The sequence below is a fragment of the Nitratireductor sp. PBL-C9 genome (assembly GCF_050877045.1).
Classification (GTDB): Bacteria; Pseudomonadota; Alphaproteobacteria; order Rhizobiales; family Rhizobiaceae; genus Nitratireductor; species Nitratireductor aquimarinus.
The window spans coordinates 149,076-166,761 of sequence record NZ_JBPAXW010000003.1; the positions used below are offsets into that span (position 1 = coordinate 149,076).

General features: G+C 62.2%; 17 protein-coding genes. 7 read left to right on the forward strand and 10 right to left on the reverse strand.

The annotated features are described in order from the left end of the window. Positions 1–19 precede the first annotated feature (19 nt). From ACRTG1_RS08230 to ACRTG1_RS08245, 4 genes are all read right to left on the reverse strand, one after another. Entirely contained in the window at positions 20–631 is a 612-nt protein-coding gene (locus ACRTG1_RS08230) for a hypothetical protein (RefSeq protein WP_432516062.1), read from the reverse strand. A 144-nt stretch (positions 632–775) separates the two neighbouring features. Next, the gene (locus tag ACRTG1_RS08235; RefSeq protein WP_432516063.1) at positions 776–1,564 is read right to left on the reverse strand and encodes an alpha/beta fold hydrolase; all 789 of its coding nucleotides are present in this window, start codon (positions 1,562–1,564) and stop codon (positions 776–778) included. Beyond that, positions 1,561–3,300 (reverse strand): 2-isopropylmalate synthase, encoded by a 1,740-nt coding sequence (gene leuA / locus ACRTG1_RS08240; RefSeq protein WP_432516064.1) that lies wholly within the window; start codon positions 3,298–3,300, stop codon positions 1,561–1,563. Before leuA ends, ACRTG1_RS08235 begins: the two co-directional genes overlap by 4 nt. Before the next feature lie 247 nt (positions 3,301–3,547). Beyond that, on the reverse strand, positions 3,548–4,102 hold the full coding sequence (locus tag ACRTG1_RS08245; RefSeq protein ID WP_206544050.1) for a winged helix-turn-helix transcriptional regulator: 555 nt from the start codon (positions 4,100–4,102) through the stop codon (positions 3,548–3,550). 228 nt (positions 4,103–4,330) lie between these two features. Between ACRTG1_RS08245 and ACRTG1_RS08250 the strand changes: the two genes are divergently transcribed. Further along, positions 4,331–4,999, forward strand: coding sequence for a DUF899 domain-containing protein (locus tag ACRTG1_RS08250; RefSeq protein WP_432516065.1), 669 nt, complete (start codon positions 4,331–4,333; stop codon positions 4,997–4,999). Then, the gene (locus ACRTG1_RS08255) at positions 4,996–6,300 is read left to right on the forward strand and encodes a serine hydrolase domain-containing protein (RefSeq protein WP_432516066.1); all 1,305 of its coding nucleotides are present in this window, start codon (positions 4,996–4,998) and stop codon (positions 6,298–6,300) included. Before ACRTG1_RS08250 ends, ACRTG1_RS08255 begins: the two co-directional genes overlap by 4 nt. Positions 6,301–6,312: 12 nt before the next feature. On the opposite strand, the gene ACRTG1_RS08260 is transcribed toward ACRTG1_RS08255, so the two are convergent. From ACRTG1_RS08260 to ACRTG1_RS08275, 4 genes are all read right to left on the reverse strand, one after another. Further along, entirely contained in the window at positions 6,313–7,404 is a 1,092-nt protein-coding gene (locus ACRTG1_RS08260) for an AbrB family transcriptional regulator (protein ID WP_432516067.1), read from the reverse strand. Positions 7,405–7,513: 109 nt separating this feature from the next. Beyond that, a complete protein-coding gene (locus ACRTG1_RS08265; protein ID WP_113155852.1) occupies positions 7,514–8,395 on the reverse strand; it encodes a cation diffusion facilitator family transporter in 882 nt (293 codons plus the stop codon). Between the two features lie 70 nt (positions 8,396–8,465). Further along, positions 8,466–10,655: an anthranilate synthase gene (locus ACRTG1_RS08270; protein WP_432516068.1), complete on the reverse strand. Its 2,190-nt coding sequence runs from the start codon at positions 10,653–10,655 to the stop codon at positions 8,466–8,468. 152 nt (positions 10,656–10,807) lie between these two features. Continuing rightward, positions 10,808–11,575 (reverse strand): phosphatase PAP2 family protein, encoded by a 768-nt coding sequence (locus ACRTG1_RS08275; RefSeq protein ID WP_432516207.1) that lies wholly within the window; start codon positions 11,573–11,575, stop codon positions 10,808–10,810. A gap of 143 nt (positions 11,576–11,718) precedes the next feature. Between ACRTG1_RS08275 and ACRTG1_RS08280 the strand changes: the two genes are divergently transcribed. The 5 genes from ACRTG1_RS08280 (at position 11,719) to ACRTG1_RS08300 (ending at position 14,957) form a co-directional block, all read left to right on the forward strand. Further along, positions 11,719–12,855, forward strand: a complete 1,137-nt coding sequence (locus ACRTG1_RS08280) for a site-2 protease family protein (RefSeq protein WP_113155854.1) — start codon at positions 11,719–11,721, stop codon at positions 12,853–12,855. Between the two features lie 313 nt (positions 12,856–13,168). Then, positions 13,169–13,576, forward strand: coding sequence for a nucleoside diphosphate kinase regulator (gene rnk / locus ACRTG1_RS08285; RefSeq protein WP_113155855.1), 408 nt, complete (start codon positions 13,169–13,171; stop codon positions 13,574–13,576). A 227-nt stretch (positions 13,577–13,803) separates the two neighbouring features. After that, positions 13,804–14,334 (forward strand): nucleoside-diphosphate kinase, encoded by a 531-nt coding sequence (locus ACRTG1_RS08290; RefSeq protein ID WP_206544056.1) that lies wholly within the window; start codon positions 13,804–13,806, stop codon positions 14,332–14,334. A 99-nt stretch (positions 14,335–14,433) separates the two neighbouring features. Beyond that, positions 14,434–14,670 (forward strand): MerR family transcriptional regulator, encoded by a 237-nt coding sequence (locus tag ACRTG1_RS08295; protein ID WP_432516069.1) that lies wholly within the window; start codon positions 14,434–14,436, stop codon positions 14,668–14,670. An 8-nt stretch (positions 14,671–14,678) separates the two neighbouring features. Then, positions 14,679–14,957 carry a TipAS antibiotic-recognition domain-containing protein gene (locus tag ACRTG1_RS08300; protein ID WP_432516070.1) on the forward strand — a complete coding sequence of 93 codons (279 nt, stop codon included), beginning with the start codon at positions 14,679–14,681 and terminating at the stop codon, positions 14,955–14,957. 40 nt (positions 14,958–14,997) lie between these two features. Here ACRTG1_RS08300 and soxR read toward each other — a convergent pair whose 3' ends face one another. Then, positions 14,998–15,561: a redox-sensitive transcriptional activator SoxR gene (gene soxR, locus ACRTG1_RS08305; protein WP_432516071.1), complete on the reverse strand. Its 564-nt coding sequence runs from the start codon at positions 15,559–15,561 to the stop codon at positions 14,998–15,000. Positions 15,562–15,887: 326 nt separating this feature from the next. Beyond that, positions 15,888–17,576, reverse strand: coding sequence for a formate--tetrahydrofolate ligase (locus tag ACRTG1_RS08310; protein ID WP_317090068.1), 1,689 nt, complete (start codon positions 17,574–17,576; stop codon positions 15,888–15,890). Between the last annotated feature and the right edge of the window lie 110 nt (positions 17,577–17,686).

A 17,686-nucleotide genomic window follows, 5' to 3' on the forward strand; every position in this document is an offset into this window, starting at 1 on the left:
GCGAGACTTTGATTTTTCCTCAGAAGCGGGAGAGGAGCGCATCCAGTTCGGGGAAGCGGTCCCACATGGCGACAACAACCGTGGCGACACCGACAATGCCGCCCAGGATGACGAAGGCGACCCCGCTGAAAAAGCTGCTCCAGGCGCTCCTGTAGGGCGTGGGAGCAACAGTTTCCTGCTCCTTTGTATCGCCGCGCGGCAGCGGCTCCACATCACCTTCCACGGCCCGCTGACGCTCCACGAGCCGCTCGGCAATGTAGCGCGTTACCTGATTGGCGACGGGAGCGATCTCCGCGCTTTCGGCAAGCACCACGCGGCCAAGACGTGTATCGCGGACAAACCGATAGGTGCGGCGGTCACGGCCCATCGCCACATGGGCAACAGCATCGATCCACAACCGGGGCTGCTCACCGGAAGAGATGGCGAAATCGAAGGTCGGATCGTCCGCCGGAACATCGTCGAAAACGGGCTGGAGTTCCTGCGCCAGAAGCTCAAGCCGCGTGCGGCTCGCCTCACGCATCTCCACGACCACATCCGCCCTGTCGGCAGCCGCATTCTTCATCTCGCGCATTGCATCGGAAAGCCGGCGCACATTGGTAACCGAAACTGCGGACTGACCAGCCTCACTCATGGGCGGTACTCCTGACGACAAGGAAGCGTTAACCCATCGTTAACATGGCTAAAACAGAAAATCATCACGTTTTGTTCCGCTCCTGAAAGCGGCGTAAACAAGACGAGTTTAAGAAAAACACGAGGGGAAAGCCGAATATCCTGATCAGACTGCGCCAGTGCTTTCAGCGATGATGCGCGCAATCTCGGCCGGAGCCTCCTCGGGCAGCATGTGGCCAAGCCCCGGCAACCGATGCACGATGAAGCTCCCCGGCAACCCGTCGGCCTGATGCGGCGGCAGCACCGCATCGCGCGAACCCCACGCCACGTGAACGGGCATGGCAAGCGCCTCCAGCATGGCGCGCGGGAAGGCTCCCTGCTCCCCATTGCGCACGATGAGAGAACTGATCTCGATGAGCTTCTCGCGTTGCCCCGGAACAGAATTGAGTTCAACCGCAGCGTCCACGACGCCGCTCTCAACCTGCGCCTGCGCTCCGAACATTGCCTGAACGGCAGCGGTGATTTCATCGTCAGTGCGTGCATGGGCGCGCGCCGCCATCAGATCGCCGGCAATCCCGGAACCAAAGCCACCCGGTGCAATCAGCGCCAGCGAGGCGACGGACCGGGGCGCAAGATGAGCGGCGAGCACTGCAACCGCACCGCCGAAGGAGTGTCCGGCCAGGTGATATCGGGCAATGCCGCGCGCAGCGAGATCGTCGACAACCGTTTGCGCCACGGACTTGGCCCTGCCTGCGCCCGGCAGGCCAAGCGAACGGGCATGGCCCGGCAGATCATAAGCGATAATGCGAAGGCCCTTGGGAAGCGCGTTGGGCAGCACCTTGGGCAACGCCTTGCGCACGCCCTCCCAGACCCGGTGGCTGCCGGCAAAGCCATGCAGCAGAACGAGGGCGCATTCGCCCTCGCCCGTATCGTCAGCGTAAAGCGCGCCCGTCAACCGATGATCCGGTTGGCCGCCGAAACCACCGCTTCGAGCGACGCCGCGACGATGTTGGTGTTCACGCCCACGCCAAACAGTTTGCCGCCCGGATGCTGGACTTCCATGTAGCAGATGGCCGCCGCATTGGAGCCCTGCTGCATGGAATGCTCGGAATAGTCGATGACCGACATGTCCACGCCCAGATGCTTGGAGAGCGCGTCAATGAAACCATCGACCGGGCCGGTGCCCACGCCCTTGATCACGGTTTCCTTGCCGCCATCGGTGATCGTCGCCTCGACAATGCGCTGTCCCTTGACCGAAGTGTCCGGGAAGGTCTGGTGATCGACAAACTTGATGCGCGCGTCCGGCTGGTCGACATAGAGCTCCATGAAGCGCTCATAGATCTGCTTGACCGGCAGTTCCTTGCCTTCACGGTCGGTGATGTCCTGAATGTCGCCACGGAACTCGACCTGCAGATTGCGCGGCAGGTTCAGGCCGTAATCGGCCTGCAGAACATAGGCGATGCCACCCTTGCCCGACTGCGAGTTGATGCGGATGATCGCCTCGTAGGAGCGGCCAACATCCTGCGGATCGATGGGCAGGTAAGGCACTTCCCACAGCGGCTTGTTGGCCGTCTTGATGGCCTTCATGCCCTTGTTGATCGCGTCCTGATGTGAGCCGGAGAAGGCGGTGTAGACCAACTCGCCGACATAGGGGTGACGTTCGGGAATGACCAGCTGGTTGCAGTATTCGTAGACATCCTTCATGCGGTTGATGTCCGTGCAGTCCAGCTCGGGATCGACGCCCTGCGTGTACATGTTCAGCGCCAGCGTCACGACATCCACATTGCCGGTGCGCTCGCCATTGCCGAACAGCGTGCCCTCGACGCGATCCGCGCCGGCCATCAGGCCCAGCTCCGTGGCGGCAATGCCCGTGCCACGGTCATTGTGCGGGTGCAGCGAAATCAGCAGGCTGTCGCGCCGGTCGAGATTGCGGCACATCCATTCGATCTGGTCAGCATAGATGTTCGGCGTCGACATTTCGACGGTCGACGGCAGATTGACGATCAGCTTGTTGTCGGGCGTCGGATCAATGATCTCGATGACAGCGTTACAGATCTCCAGAGCCACATCCAGCTCGGTGCCCGTAAAGCTCTCCGGCGAATACTGGAAGCGGTATCCACCGCCGGCCTTGGCGGCCATGTCCATGACCATCTTGGCGGCGTCCGTGGCGATCTGCTTGATGCCGGCAACATCCTTGCCGAACACGACACGGCGCTGCAACTCACTGGTGGAGTTGTAGAAATGGACAATCGGGTGCTTCGCGCCCTGCAACGCCTCGAAGGTGCGCGTGATCAGTTCGGGACGGCACTGCACCAGCACCTGCAGCGAAACATCGTCCGGCACGCCGGCTTCCTCGATGCACCAGCGGGCGAAGTCGAAATCGGTCTGCGAGGCGGATGGAAAGCCCACCTCGATTTCCTTGAAGCCCATGTCCACCAGCAGCTTGAACATGCGCGCCTTGCGGTCATGCCCCATCGGGTCGACCAGGGCCTGATTGCCGTCACGCAGATCGACGGAGCACCAGATCGGAGCCTTTTCAATGCGCCTGGAGGGCCAGGTGCGGTCTGCGAGGTCGATCTGCGGATAGGGCTGATATTTTATCGAAGCATCCGCCATGCCCTTGCGGCCCTGTGCGGTTGCTTCATCCTGTACTCGGTTTTCTGCCATGTCAGTCATTGTATGCGCGTCCATTCCATTTTCTCCCGGCACCGGTTGCGTGCGCTCGGCACGGCGGGCCTGTCAACAACAAATCGCGGTTTTGGAGAAAGAGCTGATGCCAGGCGGCGACATCGATCGCCGGGCGCTCCTTCAACGGACCCGGCGATCGCCGATAAGGCCAAGAAGAAGGAGGCTGGAAAATAGCGCGCGAACGGTCTCGCCGACGAAAGCGGCGCGACTGGACAAGGTATCTGTCTGACGCGTGATCATGGGAGCTTCATTAAACGACGCCGGCGCGGCTTGCAAGTGCGGTGGACGCCTTGCGCGCCAGCACCTCTTCATAAGCCGCCTGCAAACGCATGCGCACCCCCGGTTCGCCGGCATTTTGCGCGGAAGCCAAGCCCAGATGCATTTCGCGCAATTCCTCCATGAACGCATCCCAAAGCGATGGCCCGCCTTCCGCCAAAAGCTTCGCGCGGATCGACAGCTCCTCGCTCACCGGCAGCCATTTGCTGCCCCACGCGCCAATCATGGCGAAGACCGGAACCAGTTCGATGCCCTTCTCGGTCAGGCTGTAAATCGACTTCTGCTTGTGGCTCGGATCATCCGCCTTCGAGACAAGGCCCTCCGCCAGAAGCCTGCGCAGCCTGTCGGCGAGAATGTTGGAGGCAATCCCCTCCTCCGAACCGGTGAGCAGTTCGCGGAAATGACGGCGGTCGCCGAACATCATGTCGCGCACCACGATCAGGCTCCATTTGTCACCCAGCACCTCAAGCGTGAGGTTGATGGGGCAGCCCGAGCGATGCGGTGCGGCGGTCTTCCGGGTCTCGTTCAATCTGCCCTCCAGAATCTGATTGCAAGATGCCACCGGGTTGACTCATTCGCAACCAGTTGCAAAACTTAATCAGTCTTTGAACATCGACAGGGAATGGCAGCCCGGAGGAAAATCGCCCCGGATTTTCTGCCACCGCATGTCGGATCGGAGGAACCCGTCTGCGTCTTATCCCTGACCGCGAGCGCGATACCGCGCTCGAACATGCAAGGAAGCGAGGAGGAAACCACAATGACCGCCCCAGAAATCGCATCCCGGGAAGACTGGCAGAAAGCACGCGCGGCGCTGCTTGAAAAGGAAAAGGCGCTCACCCGCGCCCATGATGCCCTGGCTGCCGAGCGGCGTCGCCTGCCATGGGTCCGTGTTGATAAGGACTATGCCTTCAAAAGCCCGGAAGGCACGCTGACGCTCAAAGATCTGTTCGAGGGACGCCGCCAGCTGATCGTCTATCACCACATGCTCAGGCCGGCTGATCCTTCGCCATGCGCCGGCTGCTGCATGTTCGTCGACAATCTCGGCCACGCCGCCCATTTGAACGCCCGTGACACGACACTGGCGCTGGTCTCCAGCGCTCCAGTTGGCGAGATCGAAGCCTTTCGCAGGCGCATGGGCTGGCCGCAGCGCTGGTATTCCGTGGAAGACAGCACCTTCAACGAGGATTTCGGCGTTACCGGCGGCTTCGGCCTCAACGTCTTCATCCACGAAGGCGACACGGTGTTTCACACCTATTTCACCAGCGGGCGCGGTGTCGAGGCGCTGGGCAGCAACTGGACATTTCTCGACCTCACACCCCTCGGACGTCAGGAAAGCTGGGAAGACGCGCCCGAAGGCATCTCCCAGACGGCACCCTATCAATGGTGGCGGCTGCACGACGAATATGATGCGGAGACGACGGGATGACCGAAGCCCCCTCGCTTTCCCGCCGCCGGCTGATGACCGGTGGTGCGGCACTGGCCTTTTCTTCCGCCATCAGCAACAGGGCGACCGCCATGAACACGCTATCCCCAAAGGCACTGGAAACGCTGAAAGACACCATGGAAGCGCATGTCGCCGAAGGCCGCATGGCCGGCGCGACATGGCTGATCCATCACGATGGTGTGGATCATGTCGGCACTGCCGGCACGTTTGCGCTGAACGGCAAAGGCGCACCCATGGCCCGCGACACGATCTTCCGCGTTGCCTCGATCACGAAGCCGGTCACGGCGGCGCTGGCGATGATGCTGGTGGAGGATGGCGTGCTGACGCTCGATGGTCCCGTCGATAACCTCTTGCCGGAACTCGCCGACCGCCGGGTTCTGAAACGCCTTGATGGACCACTGGATGACACGGTTCCCGCAAACGGCCCCGTGACGCTGCGCCAGCTCCTGACCATGACCTTCGGGCTTGGCGCGATCATGGTGTTTCCGGACGCATATCCGATCCAGAAAGCCATGCGCGAAGCCGGCATCGCGCCGAGTTGGGTGCTGCCGAAAATGTCGTCCGACGACTACATGGAGAAGCTGGGAGCCCTGCCGCTGGCAGCGCACCCCGGCGAGGATTTCTTCTACAACAACGGGCTCGATGTGGCCGGCATCCTGATCGAGCGCGCAACGGGGCAGCGGCTCGGCGCTGTCATGCGCGAGCGCCTGCTCGATCCGCTTGGCATGAAGGACACCGGTTTTCATGTCCCCGCAGAAAAGCAGGACCGGCTGCCGAACCAGTATGGCCCGGATTTTACCATTGGAGGAGCGGAGCTTATCGTCTTCGGGCCGGAACAGGGCGTGGACTTCACCAATCCGCCGCCCATGGATTCCGGCGCAGGCGGTCTGGTGACGACGGTGGATGATTACGCCGCCTTCTGCCGCATGATGCTTCATGGCGGGACGCTGGACGGCAGACGCTATCTTAAGGCCGAGACGGTGGCCGAAATGACGCGCGATCAACTGACGCCCGGGCAAAAGACGGCCCCGCACGCGACGATGTTCATGGATGAAGGCGGCGCAGGATGGGGGCTTGGCATGTCCGTCGGCCTAAGGAGAACACGTCCCTGGCTCACACCGGGCAGTTTCGGCTGGAATGGCGGGTTCGGCACCACCGCCTATACCGATCCGCAGAACCGGCTGGTGGGCGTGTTCTTGAGCCAGAACATGATGACATCGCCCGAGCCACCCCGGACCTATATGGATTTCTGGACACAGGCCCATCTGGCCATTGCTGCCTGACGGTGCGGTGCCCTAACCACCGGCCCAGCGCGCCACCATGCGGCTGATGGGCGGACCGGCCAGAAGCACAAAGAGAAAACGCGCCATCTGCACAGCCATGATGAAGGACAGATTGACGTTCTGGGAGGCGGCAGCCGCGATGATGGCGACCGAATCCATGCCACCGGGGCTCGTCGCCAGATAGGCGGTCAGCGGGTCGATGCCCCATTCCACATGCAGGAACCAGGCGAGCGCGCCGCAGAAGGCCATCAGCGCCACGATCGATATCACCACCTGCGGCAGCGCCTTGAAGGCGGTGCGCAGAAGCGCCCGGTCGAATTTCAGGCCGATGGTCCAGCCGACCATCATGTAAGCGCCGCCCATCAGCCATGGCGGAAGCTCCAGCGTCAGCCCGCCGCCCAGATGCACAACGGCACCGGCCAGCATGCCACCGAGAAAGAACGGCGCAGGCAGGCGCACCAATCGCCCGAACGCCCCGCCCACCATGGCGGTTGCCAGCGTGATGGCAAAAGCATTGAAGTCGATGGATGGGAACCAGACGGTCGCGGGAACCTCAACGCCCGACGTGTCCACCCACAGTCTGGCGATGACGGCGGCGGCCACGGTGACGAAAATCACCCGGAGATACTGCATGAAGGCCACAAGCCGCGCATCCGCGCCAAACGCGCCAGCCATCAGCACCATCGCCGTGGCCGCACCGGGCGCGGAGCCCCAGACCGCCGTGGTGCCGGGCAGGATCTTCCAGCGGCTGACGATGAAACCCAGAAAGCTGCTCGCCCCCACCGTGGCCACGACGGCGATCAGAAGGATCGGCCAGATATCAACGAAGGAAGCGAGAATGGCCGGCTCCAGCGAACCACCGATCAGAAGCCCGACCAGCGTCTGCGCGGCGGCGAAAACCAGCCCCGGAACGCGAATGCCCGCGCCAAGCGCCCCCGTTGTCACCGCCGCCAGCATCGGCCCGATGAGCAGCGCCGCCGGCATGGTTCCATAGAGCATCACGCCGGCAAACACCGCCGTGAGGCACACCAGAAAGAGCCACTGCAGAGCAGGCGACAGCCGGGTAAGAGGGCCCTCGAAAGTTGCCTGCGGTGCGGTGTCCATCAAACCATGCGTCCTGAATTCTTGCCATCACGGCATACAGGATTGCCGGGCTCAGGGAAATGAGCCAGACGCGGACACGCGGATGGCCGCCCCATTTACCCTTTCGGGATCAGGCGAATTTCGCCTTGTGCGCGGGCTCCACATGGATGGTGACTTCAGCGCCCGGCTGCGATTTTTCAAGCGCGCCCTCGATGCGGTCACAAATGTGGTGCGCGACTTCAACCGTCATGTCGGACGGCACGACGAGATGGAACTCGATGAAGCGGGCGCGGCCTGCCTCGCGGGTTTTCAGGTCATGAAATTCAAGCGCACCGACACTGTTTTCTTCAACGACCCGGTGAATTTCGGCCAGTTCCTCGGGCTCGACAGACACATCCATGAGCCCCTGCACGGAATCCCCCACCAGATGCCAGCCGTGCCACAGAATGTTGACTGCAACGATCAGCGCCATCACCGGATCGAGCCACAGCCACCCGGTCACCACCGCCAGAACCAGACCGAAGATGACACCCGCCGAGGTGACAACGTCCGTCCACAGATGCTTGCCATCGGCAACCATGGCCGGCGAACGGGCCTTGCGCCCGGTCGAAATGAGGAGCCACGCCCAGAGACCGTTGCCCACCGCTGCCAGCGCATTCACCAGAAGGCCGGCCACCGGCGCTTCCAGCGCACGCGGCGCAAACAGTGCGGTCCATGCCTCGTGGATGATCAGAAGCGCTGCAACAACGATCAGAACGCCTTCGAGAACGGCGGAGAAATACTCCGCCTTGTGGTGCCCGAAGGGGTGATTGTCGTCTGCGGGCCGGTGCGCGATGCGCAGCGCATACCAGGCGACGAAGGAGGCCACCACATTGACCACCGATTCCATCGCGTCGGAAAACAGCGCCACGGAATCGGTCAGCCACCACGCCGACAGTTTCAGCCCGAAAATGCCGAACGCCACCACGATGGACCACAGGGCAATACGCTGAAGATCACCGTTGGACGGCATGGTGGTTCCTTTCAATCGATGTCCTGCCCGACCGGGCAGGACCTTCACAGGGCATTACATGCCGAATGTGTCAGGCTGCTTTCACCCGCGCCTTTCGCGGCAGATGCGCCACCACATTCTCGATCATGCGCATGCCGGCATTCTGTCCGAGCGTCATGATCGATTCGGGATGGAATTGCACGGCTGCAACCGGCTCATCCTCATGTTCGATGCCCATCACGACACCGTCATCCGTTTCGGCCGTGATGGTGAAGCTGGCGGGCAGACGCGCCGGATCGGCAAAGATCGAGTGATAACGCCCGACTGTCACTTCCGCAGGCAGGCCCGAGAAGACCAGGCTGTTGCCGCTGACGCGGATGCGCGAAGGCTTGCCATGCATCGGCTCGGCAAGCTGTCGCAGCTCGCCGCCATAGGCTTCCACCAGTGCCTGCAGGCCAAGACAGACGCCAAAGACCGGCAGTTCGCGCGCACGGCATTTGGCAATGGTGGCGCTGCAGTTGAAGTCCTCCGGACGTCCCGGCCCCGGCGAGAGCACGACCAGATCCGGCTCCACCCGGTCGAACACATCATCGGCAACGGGCGAGCGCACCGTCACCACGTCCGCGCCCGTCTGGCGGAAATAGTTGGCGAGCGTATGCACGAAGGAATCCTCGTGATCGGCAAGCAGGATCTTCACGCCCTCACCGACACGGGCGGTCGTGCGCATCTCGTTTTCCATATTGGTCTTCCCGGCATCGCGGATCGCCGACAGCATGGCCGACGCCTTGAGTTCCGTTTCGGCCTCTTCCTCCTGCGGATCGGAATCGAACAGAAGCGTGGCCCCCGCCCGCACTTCCGCCACACCGTCCTTGATGCGGATGGTGCGCAGCGTCAGGCCGGTGTTCATGTCGCCATTGAAATGCACCATGCCGATGGCCCCGCCATACCAGGCGCGCGGGCTCTTCTCGTTTTCCTCGATGAAGCGCATCGCCCACAGTTTCGGCGCGCCGGTCACGGTCACGGCCCAGGCATGGCTCAAGAACGCATCGAACGCATCCATGCCCTCACGCAGCCGGCCCTCAATGTGATCGACCGTGTGAATGAGGCGCGAATACATCTCGATCTGACGGCGACCGATGACACGCACCGAACCCGGCTCGCAGACACGGCTCTTGTCGTTGCGGTCGACATCCGAACACATGGTCAGTTCGGACTCGTCCTTCTTGGAGTTCAGAAGTTTGATGATCTGTTCGGCATCGGCGATGGCGTCATCGCCACGCTTGATGGTGCCGGAGATCGGGCAGGTTTCGACGCGCCGGCCATTGACCCGAACGAACATCTCCGGCGATGCGCCGATCAGAAACTCCTGCTCCCCCAGATTGATGAAGAACGAATAGGGCGACGGATTGATCTGCTTCAGCCGGCGCGAAATCTCTGAAGGAGGGCGCTCGACGCGCTCCATGAACATCTGGCCGGGCACCACCTCGAAAAGGTCGCCGCGATGAAAGCTATGCTTGGCCTTCTCGACAAGACGCGCATATTCGCCGGGCGTGTGATCGCCACGCGGTGGCGCTTCCGCTGCTGGTTTGAATGTCTCGCGCGCGCCCTCACGCGGCAGACCTTCCGTCGAAAACCCTTCGCCCGCATAGTCGTAGCGATCATGCCAGGCTTTTGCCGCATGATGGTCGACCACGAGAATTTCGTCCGGCAGGTAAAGCACCAGATCGCGCTGGCTCTCCGGCCGGTTCAGGGTCTGCTTGATCGGGTCGAACTGGAAGGCGAGGTCATAGCCGAACGCGCCATATAAGCCGAGATTGGAATCCTGATCGGAATGGAAGAGTGCGGTAATCGCCCGCAGGACGGTGAAAACCGTCGGCGCGCGCGAACGCTCTTCCTCGGAAAACACGCGGTCAGGCTCGGCCACCGTCAGGGCAATGCGCGTCTCGTCACGCTCGCGCACCGTCACCGGATCCAGTGCGGCAACCGCATCGACGATGATCGGCAGCAGCGCCTTGCCGCGCGCGTTCAGCGCCTCGATCTTCATCGCGCGGCCGCGCGCGGAGATCACCAGCGGCGGGTCGATGATGGCCGTGTCCCAGCGCGTGTAGCGGCCCGGATATTCGTAATTCGAGGAAAAGACTGCGCCACGGCGCTCGTCCAGCGCATCGATATAGGCATCGATGGCGCCCGCATAGGCGGTCTCCACACGGCTTCGCGTGATGGTGACGCCACCCGCCGTCGCAAAACGCTCGGCGCCATTTTCCAGAACTTCCAGGCTCATCATATGCTCCCTTTTTCAGGCATCGCCGGGAAGCGCAGACAAAAATGGCCGCCCGGTTTTCACCTGCGGCCATGGTCTTTCTTTACGCGCACACTGCACGGCTGGCCGCTGTTAGCGAGCCCACCACCAGAGATTTGCGCAAGAAATCGTTATCATGGCTTTTCCTTAGCGTCCGCCGGGCTCTCGCGCAACTGGTTTCCCGCGCCATTCGCAAGCCTTTTGCCGCGATAAACCGCCAGCAGGCTGAGGCAGAGCCAGGTGAAACTCGCCCAGGCAGCACCAAGCGCCCAACCCGCCGCAACGTCGCTTGGCCAGTGAACGCCAAGATAGACACGGCTGACCCCGACGATGAACGAAACGAACACCGCAACCGCCAGCACATAGAGCCTGACGCGCCAGTCGGGGAAGAAGCGGATGACGAGGGCCGCAAGCGTCAGATAGGCAACCGTGGTGACGGTGGCGTGACCGCTTGGAAAACTTGCCGTGTGGATCACGTCCAGATGCTCCACGATGTCGGGGCGCGGCCGCTCGTAATAATGCTTGAGGAGGTAGGAGACGAGCGCGCCAGAGCCCACGGAAAAGAGGGCGTAGAACGCCGCCCCATAGCGCCGCGTCACCACCAGAAGCCCCGTCACCACCAGAAGCGAAATGATGATGACCGGGTACCCGCCGATGGCGGTGATCTCCAACGCGGTCTCCTCAAGCCATGGCGGCCCGATTGGATCGCCCGGATCTGCGGGATTGCGCATGGAGAGCAGCACCCGCTCATCGAACGCCTTTATCTCGCCCTCGGCCACTTCATCGGCGATGGCGAAAAAAGCAAAGGTACCGACCGTCAGAACCAGAAGGAGCAGCGCCGGGGCCAATGCCCTGCGCCTGCGCGAAACCCGCTGAAGGAAGCCTTCCGTCTCAACCGTCATACCCACTCAACTCTCTCAATCAGATGATCGTGCAATGCACCGATGCCAACATGATGCCGGATGCCAACACGATGCCCGATGCCAACACGATGATTGTCACCTAAATAAGATATATACGGTTGTTGCCAACTGGAGCGACGTTCATGGGCTGGTCTTTCAACATCGGAAAAATCGGTGGCACGGTGCTCAGGGTGCATGTCACCTTCTTCCTGCTACTGGTCTGGATCTGGTTCATGCACTACCAGATCGGCGGAACGGCAGCCGCATGGGAAGGCGTTGCCTTCATCGTCGCGGTGTTCGCCTGCGTGGTGCTTCATGAATTCGGCCATGCGCTTGCCGCGCGCCATTACGGCATCAAGACACCGGACATCACGCTTCTGCCCATTGGCGGGCTGGCGCGGCTGGAGCGCATGCCGGAAGAGCCAAGACAGGAACTCGTGATCGCCATCGCCGGCCCGATGGTGAATGTGGTCATTGCCGCGCTCATCATCTTTGCGCTTGGCGGCACAGCCGGCATCGAGCAGATGCTTCAGGTGGAAGATCCGCGCGCCGATTTTCTCGTAAGGCTGGCCGGCGTGAACATTTTTCTCGTCCTGTTCAACCTCATTCCCGCCTTCCCCATGGATGGCGGTCGCGTGCTGCGCGCGCTTCTGGCAACACGGCTGAGTTGGGCCAAAGCGACACAGATCGCCGCCAATATCGGACAGGGCCTTGCCTTCCTGTTCGGTTTTCTGGGGCTGCTCTACAACCCGCTCCTCATCTTTATCGCCATCTTCGTCTATCTGGCGGCCTCGGCAGAGGCCCAGAACGCCCAGATCAAGAGCGTGGCCAACAGCGTTCTGGCGGGCGACGTGATGGTCACGAAATTCGCCACGCTGAGCCGTTCGGCCAGCATCGGCGAAGCCATCGACCTTCTGCTCGCCACCACACAGAACGAGTTCCCCGTGGTGGATGCACAGGGCCATCTGGAAGGGCTGATCACCCGTAACGACATGATCCGCGTGCTGCGGGATGCGGGGCCGGACGCCCCAGCCGCAAGCGCCATGCGGGCCGGCCTTCCCACCATCCACAAACAGCAGAGCCTGACCGAGGGCGTGCGCCTGATGCAGGAAACACAGGCTCCCGCCGTGGCCGTTCTGGACAGTCATGAAAGGCTTGCAGGCCTCATCACCCATGAAACCATCGGCGAAATGATCATGGTGCGCGCGGCAATGCCCGAGGGCTTTCGCTTTGCCGCCCTGCGGAAGCGAAACAGGCGCAACATGCAAGACCGGGCATAACATGTCACCGCATGATGCATTTACCGAAACTGCCTTGACATCGCCCCGTCTGCGCACCACGTTTAACGCATGAGCACGAACCGAAAGCACATCTCCGTTCTTTTCCGGGTATGTCCCATTGCGGGATATTGACCCCCGGTTCGGTGCTGTGCGCCTCCGAACCGAGGGGCGCGTTTCCGTCTTCCGATCGATAGATCGAGTTTGAACGGCGGAACGAAACTCAGGGCGCATCACTTAAAAATTCGAACTACAGTCGAAGCCTGACCGGCACGCACAGGAGTTGCGTGACCGCACTATTCGCATGGACAAGCCAATGCAGCAGAAGACAGGGCGCAAGCCGAGCATCACGATTTCCCAGACCGACTATGATCGCCTCACCGGCCTCGCCGAAGCGCTGGAAGATCGCAATCCCGAGGTGTCGGAAACCATGATGGCCGAACTCGACCGGGCGCGCGTCGTGCGCGACGGATCGCTCGCCGCCACCGTCGTGCGCATGGGTTCCACCGTCGTCTACACAGCCGACGAAGGCCCCGAGAAGACCGTGACGCTGGTCTATCCCGGCGATGCCGACATCGAGAAGGGCCGCATTTCCATCACCACGCCGGTGGGCACTGCGCTTATCGGCCTCAAGGAAGGCCAGTCGATCAACTGGTCCGCACGCACCGGCCAGACCCACAAGCTGACGGTGGTGCGCGTGACGCAGGAAGAAAAAACCGCCTGAGCCACCAGCCCCGAGTTGGTGCCCCCTGGTTGGAAAAATGACTGGTCCACATCACCGTTTCTTCACGGGACATCTCCTGACGGGAGCCTAGCCCCTGCGCCACAGCCTTTCGGCGCAGGGGGGCCGCTCGACCGATATTCAGTCTGCGCAGCCACTGAGAGGGCCGCGCGGGTTTGTTTGTTCGCGGTCTCCCGTCACGAAGCGCGGGAACCGCGTTGGAGATCGCCATGTGGACCAGACAGGGTTGCATCCTCACCACCAAGGATTTCACCATCCTCGAATTCCTGCAGGAGCGCAGGCACAGGTTCAGCGAAGCCTATGCCACGCTTCTGCGCGCCAAGCTTGACGGAGCAACGGTCATCTTTCGCGAAGACGTGCCGGCGAATGTGACCACGCTCAACAGCCGCGTGCGCTACCGCATCAACGACGAAGCACCGCAGTCCCGCATCATCAGCCACGAGGAGCTGCAGGGCTTTGTCGGCCTGACGCTGCCCCTCACCACCCTGCGCGGTCTGGCCCTACTCGGCCTTTCAGCGGGCGATACGCTCGTCCTGCCCCACGAAGGCGCGGACACGCCCGACCGCATCACGCTGGAAGAGGTGGTCTATCAGCCCGAGTCCGCACGGCGAAAGATGGGCGCTTCATCGCAACCACGGCCTGCCCTGCGGCTCGTTCACAGCGCAGAAGCACCGGCGATGGCGCAACCCACATTCATCGCACCGGGCGGTGATGACGATCCCGGTCCGAGCGCCGCTTGACCCTCACGCAGCGTGAGGGATTGTCCCTCCTGTCCTGCGGAGGCGCGTGTGATGAGAGAATGAACCGTCAGTGAACTGGCGAGGCTTGCCGGCATCTCGGTGCGGGCGCTTCACCATTATGACGAGATCGGCCTTCTTATCCCCGCACGCGTCGGCGAAAACCGCTATCGCCATTACGGTGAGGAGGAGCTGCTGCGCCCGCAGCACATCCTCCTCTACCGCGCGCGTGGACTGCCGCTCGATAAGATCGGCGCCATTCTCGACGTTCCCCAATTCGATGGCCTGACGGCGCTGCAAGGGATTCGTCGGGAAGCAAGATCGATGACCGGCAGATAGCAACACGTATGCGGGATCTGGCCGGGATCAAAGCCAGCCTCGTCAAGGCAATGCAGGCCAGCACGGTTCCCGAGGCACGCGCTCTCTACACCGCGCTCAAGGGGCAGCGGGCGTGGGTTTCAGACATGTGGAACAGGCCCTCCACGCTGACCGCCTATGCAGGTCTTGCCGATATCTACGAGAGCCACTCCGACTTCGCCCGGCGCGATCAGACGCCGGGCAAGGGCTTTTCCAGATGGCTCCCTGCGGCCATGCGCGCCGGCACAAGGCGCATGCCGGAAGCCTAAAGCCAGTCTCCGAAAAGCGGAGATGCTCCAAACGCAGGACCTATCCCCTGCTTCCCACCCAGTATCGCGGCCCCGGCCCGGCGCGGCTTGCCCGGTCGGCCGGGTTCGTCAGCGCGCATGTCTCCAGCGAGAGGCAGCCGCAGGAGATGCATTCGGTGAGCCCGCGCTTCAGACGCTCCATCTCTGCAATGCGCTCGTCAATGCGTTCAGTCCAGCTTTCTGAAAGACGCGCCCAGTCATCGCCCTTGGGCACATGATCGGTGGGCAGCTTGTCGAGCTCGGCGCGGATCTCATCGAGCGAGAGCCCCACCCGCTGCGCAAAGACGATGAACGCCACACGGCGCAGCACAGCGCGCTGATAGCGCCGGTGCCCGGAGCCTGCGCGTTCGGAGACAATCAGCCCCCGCTCTTCATAATAGCGCAGCGCGGAAGCCGCGACGCCACTGCGCCGCGATACCTGATTAATGGTGAGCATCGATGCCAAGACGGTTTCCTCCAGCTCCAGCTCCAACTCCAACTCCAACTCCAGCACCAGCACCAGCACCAGCACCAGCACCAGCACCAGCACCAGCACCAGCACCAGCACCAGCCAAGAAGCTCTCACAGGCCGGCTTCCAAACTCAAGCTCAATTGAACTTAATTTTTATACGGCACAAAGCTTTTTAGGAAACGCGTTATTGCCGGTGCGGCATGGCAAATCCGGGGGCGCAAATCCGGGGTCGCAGGTCCGGGGGCGCAGGCCCGGCATCAGATGCAGCGGACAATCCGGCATCTCCCTGCGATGAGCCGGGCCAGCGCGCACCAGCCTGCGCCCCCCGAGCACCACCAACACACCCTGCCGCTCGCGCCCCATCGGCGAAAGCACCACGCCAGTACCGGCCAACAAAAAGGCGGGCTTGCGGCCCGCCTCCTGCTTTCCGACTCAACTTATCAGGAAAGTCCTTCGATCTGCCCGTCATCGTTGAGGAAAATATGCTCGGATGACGGCACTTTGGGCAGGCCCGGCATGGTCATGATCTCACCGCAGATCGCCACCACGAAACCGGCGCCCGCGGAAAGCCGCACCTCGCGGACCGGCACCACATGCCCCGTGGGCGCGCCACGCAGATTTGGGTCGGTGGAGAAGGAATACTGCGTTTTCGCCATGCAGACGGGAAGATGGCCATAGCCCTGCTCCTCCCACTGCTTGAGCTGGTTCCGCACGGATTTGTCGGCAACCGCCTCGGACCCGCGATAGATGCGCTTCACCACCGTTTCGATCTTCTCGAACAGCGAGATCTCGTCGGCATAAAGCGGGGCAAACTGCGAGACGCCGCTCTCGGCCAGCGCCACCACCTTGTGCGCCAGCTCCTCGATGCCGGCGGAGCCTTCCGCCCAGTGCCGGCACAGAATGGCCTCTTCGCCCTGCTCGGCCACATAGGCCTTCACCGCCTCGATCTCGGCATCCGTATCGGTGTGGAAATGGTTGATGGCGACAATGGCCGGCACGCCGAACTGCTTCACATTCTCGATATGGCGTCCGAGATTGGCGCAACCGGCCTTCACCGCCTCGACATTCTCCGCGCCCAGATCTTCCTTCTTCACACCGCCATTCATCTTGAGCGCCCGCACGGTCGCAACGATGACGGCAGCAGCCGGCTTAAGGCCCGCCTTGCGGCACTTGATATCGAAGAACTTCTCCGCACCCAGATCCGCGCCAAACCCGGCCTCGGTGACCACATAGTCGGCGATCTTGAGCGCCGTCGTGGTCGCCATTACCGAGTTGCAGCCATGGGCAATGTTGGCGAAGGGGCCGCCATGAACGAAGGCGGGATTATTCTCCAGCGTCTGCACCAGATTGGGCTGCAGCGCGTCCTTTAACAGCACCGTCATCGCGCCATCGGCCTTGATGTCGCGCGCAAAGACCGGGCTCTTGTCGCGGCGGTAGCCGACGATGATGTCACCCAGACGCTTTTCCAGATCCTTCAGATCGGTCGCAAGGCACAGAATAGCCATGACCTCGGAGGCCACGGTGATGTCGAAGCCCGCCTCGCGCGGAAAGCCGTTTGCCACGCCGCCCAGCGAGCAGACGATCTCACGCAGCGCCCGGTCGTTCATGTCCATCACACGCCGCCAGGTCACACGGCGCGTGTCGATCTCTTCGGCATTGCCCCAGTAGATGTGGTTGTCGATCAGCGCCGAGAGCAGGTTGTGAGCCGAGGTGATGGCGTGAAAATCACCGGTGAAATGAAGGTTCATGTCCTCCATCGGCACCACCTGGGCATAGCCGCCGCCGGCGGCCCCGCCCTTCACGCCGAAGCAGGGGCCGAGCGAGGCTTCGCGAATGCAGATGGCCGCTTTCTTGCCGATGCGGTTCAGTCCATCGCCAAGCCCCACCGTCGTCGTGGTCTTGCCTTCGCCAGCCGGCGTCGGATTGATCGCCGTGACAAGGATCAGCTTGCCATCCGTGTTGTTGCGGGTCTCTGCAATGAACTCGGCCGAAACCTTCGCCTTGTCATGGCCGTAGGGCAGAAGATGCTCGGAGGGAATGTCCAGCCGCGCACCGATCTCCTGGATCGGCTTTTTCTTCGCCGCCCGGGCGATTTCGATGTCGGATTTCACTTCGGCGCCGGATTTCATTTCGGCCATGACGATGATTCCCTCTCCCGATGGTCCGCAACGTTTGCCGATTGGCATAAAGCCGCGAATTGAAAACGTCCACCGTCGCAAAAGAGGCGCACAATGCGTGA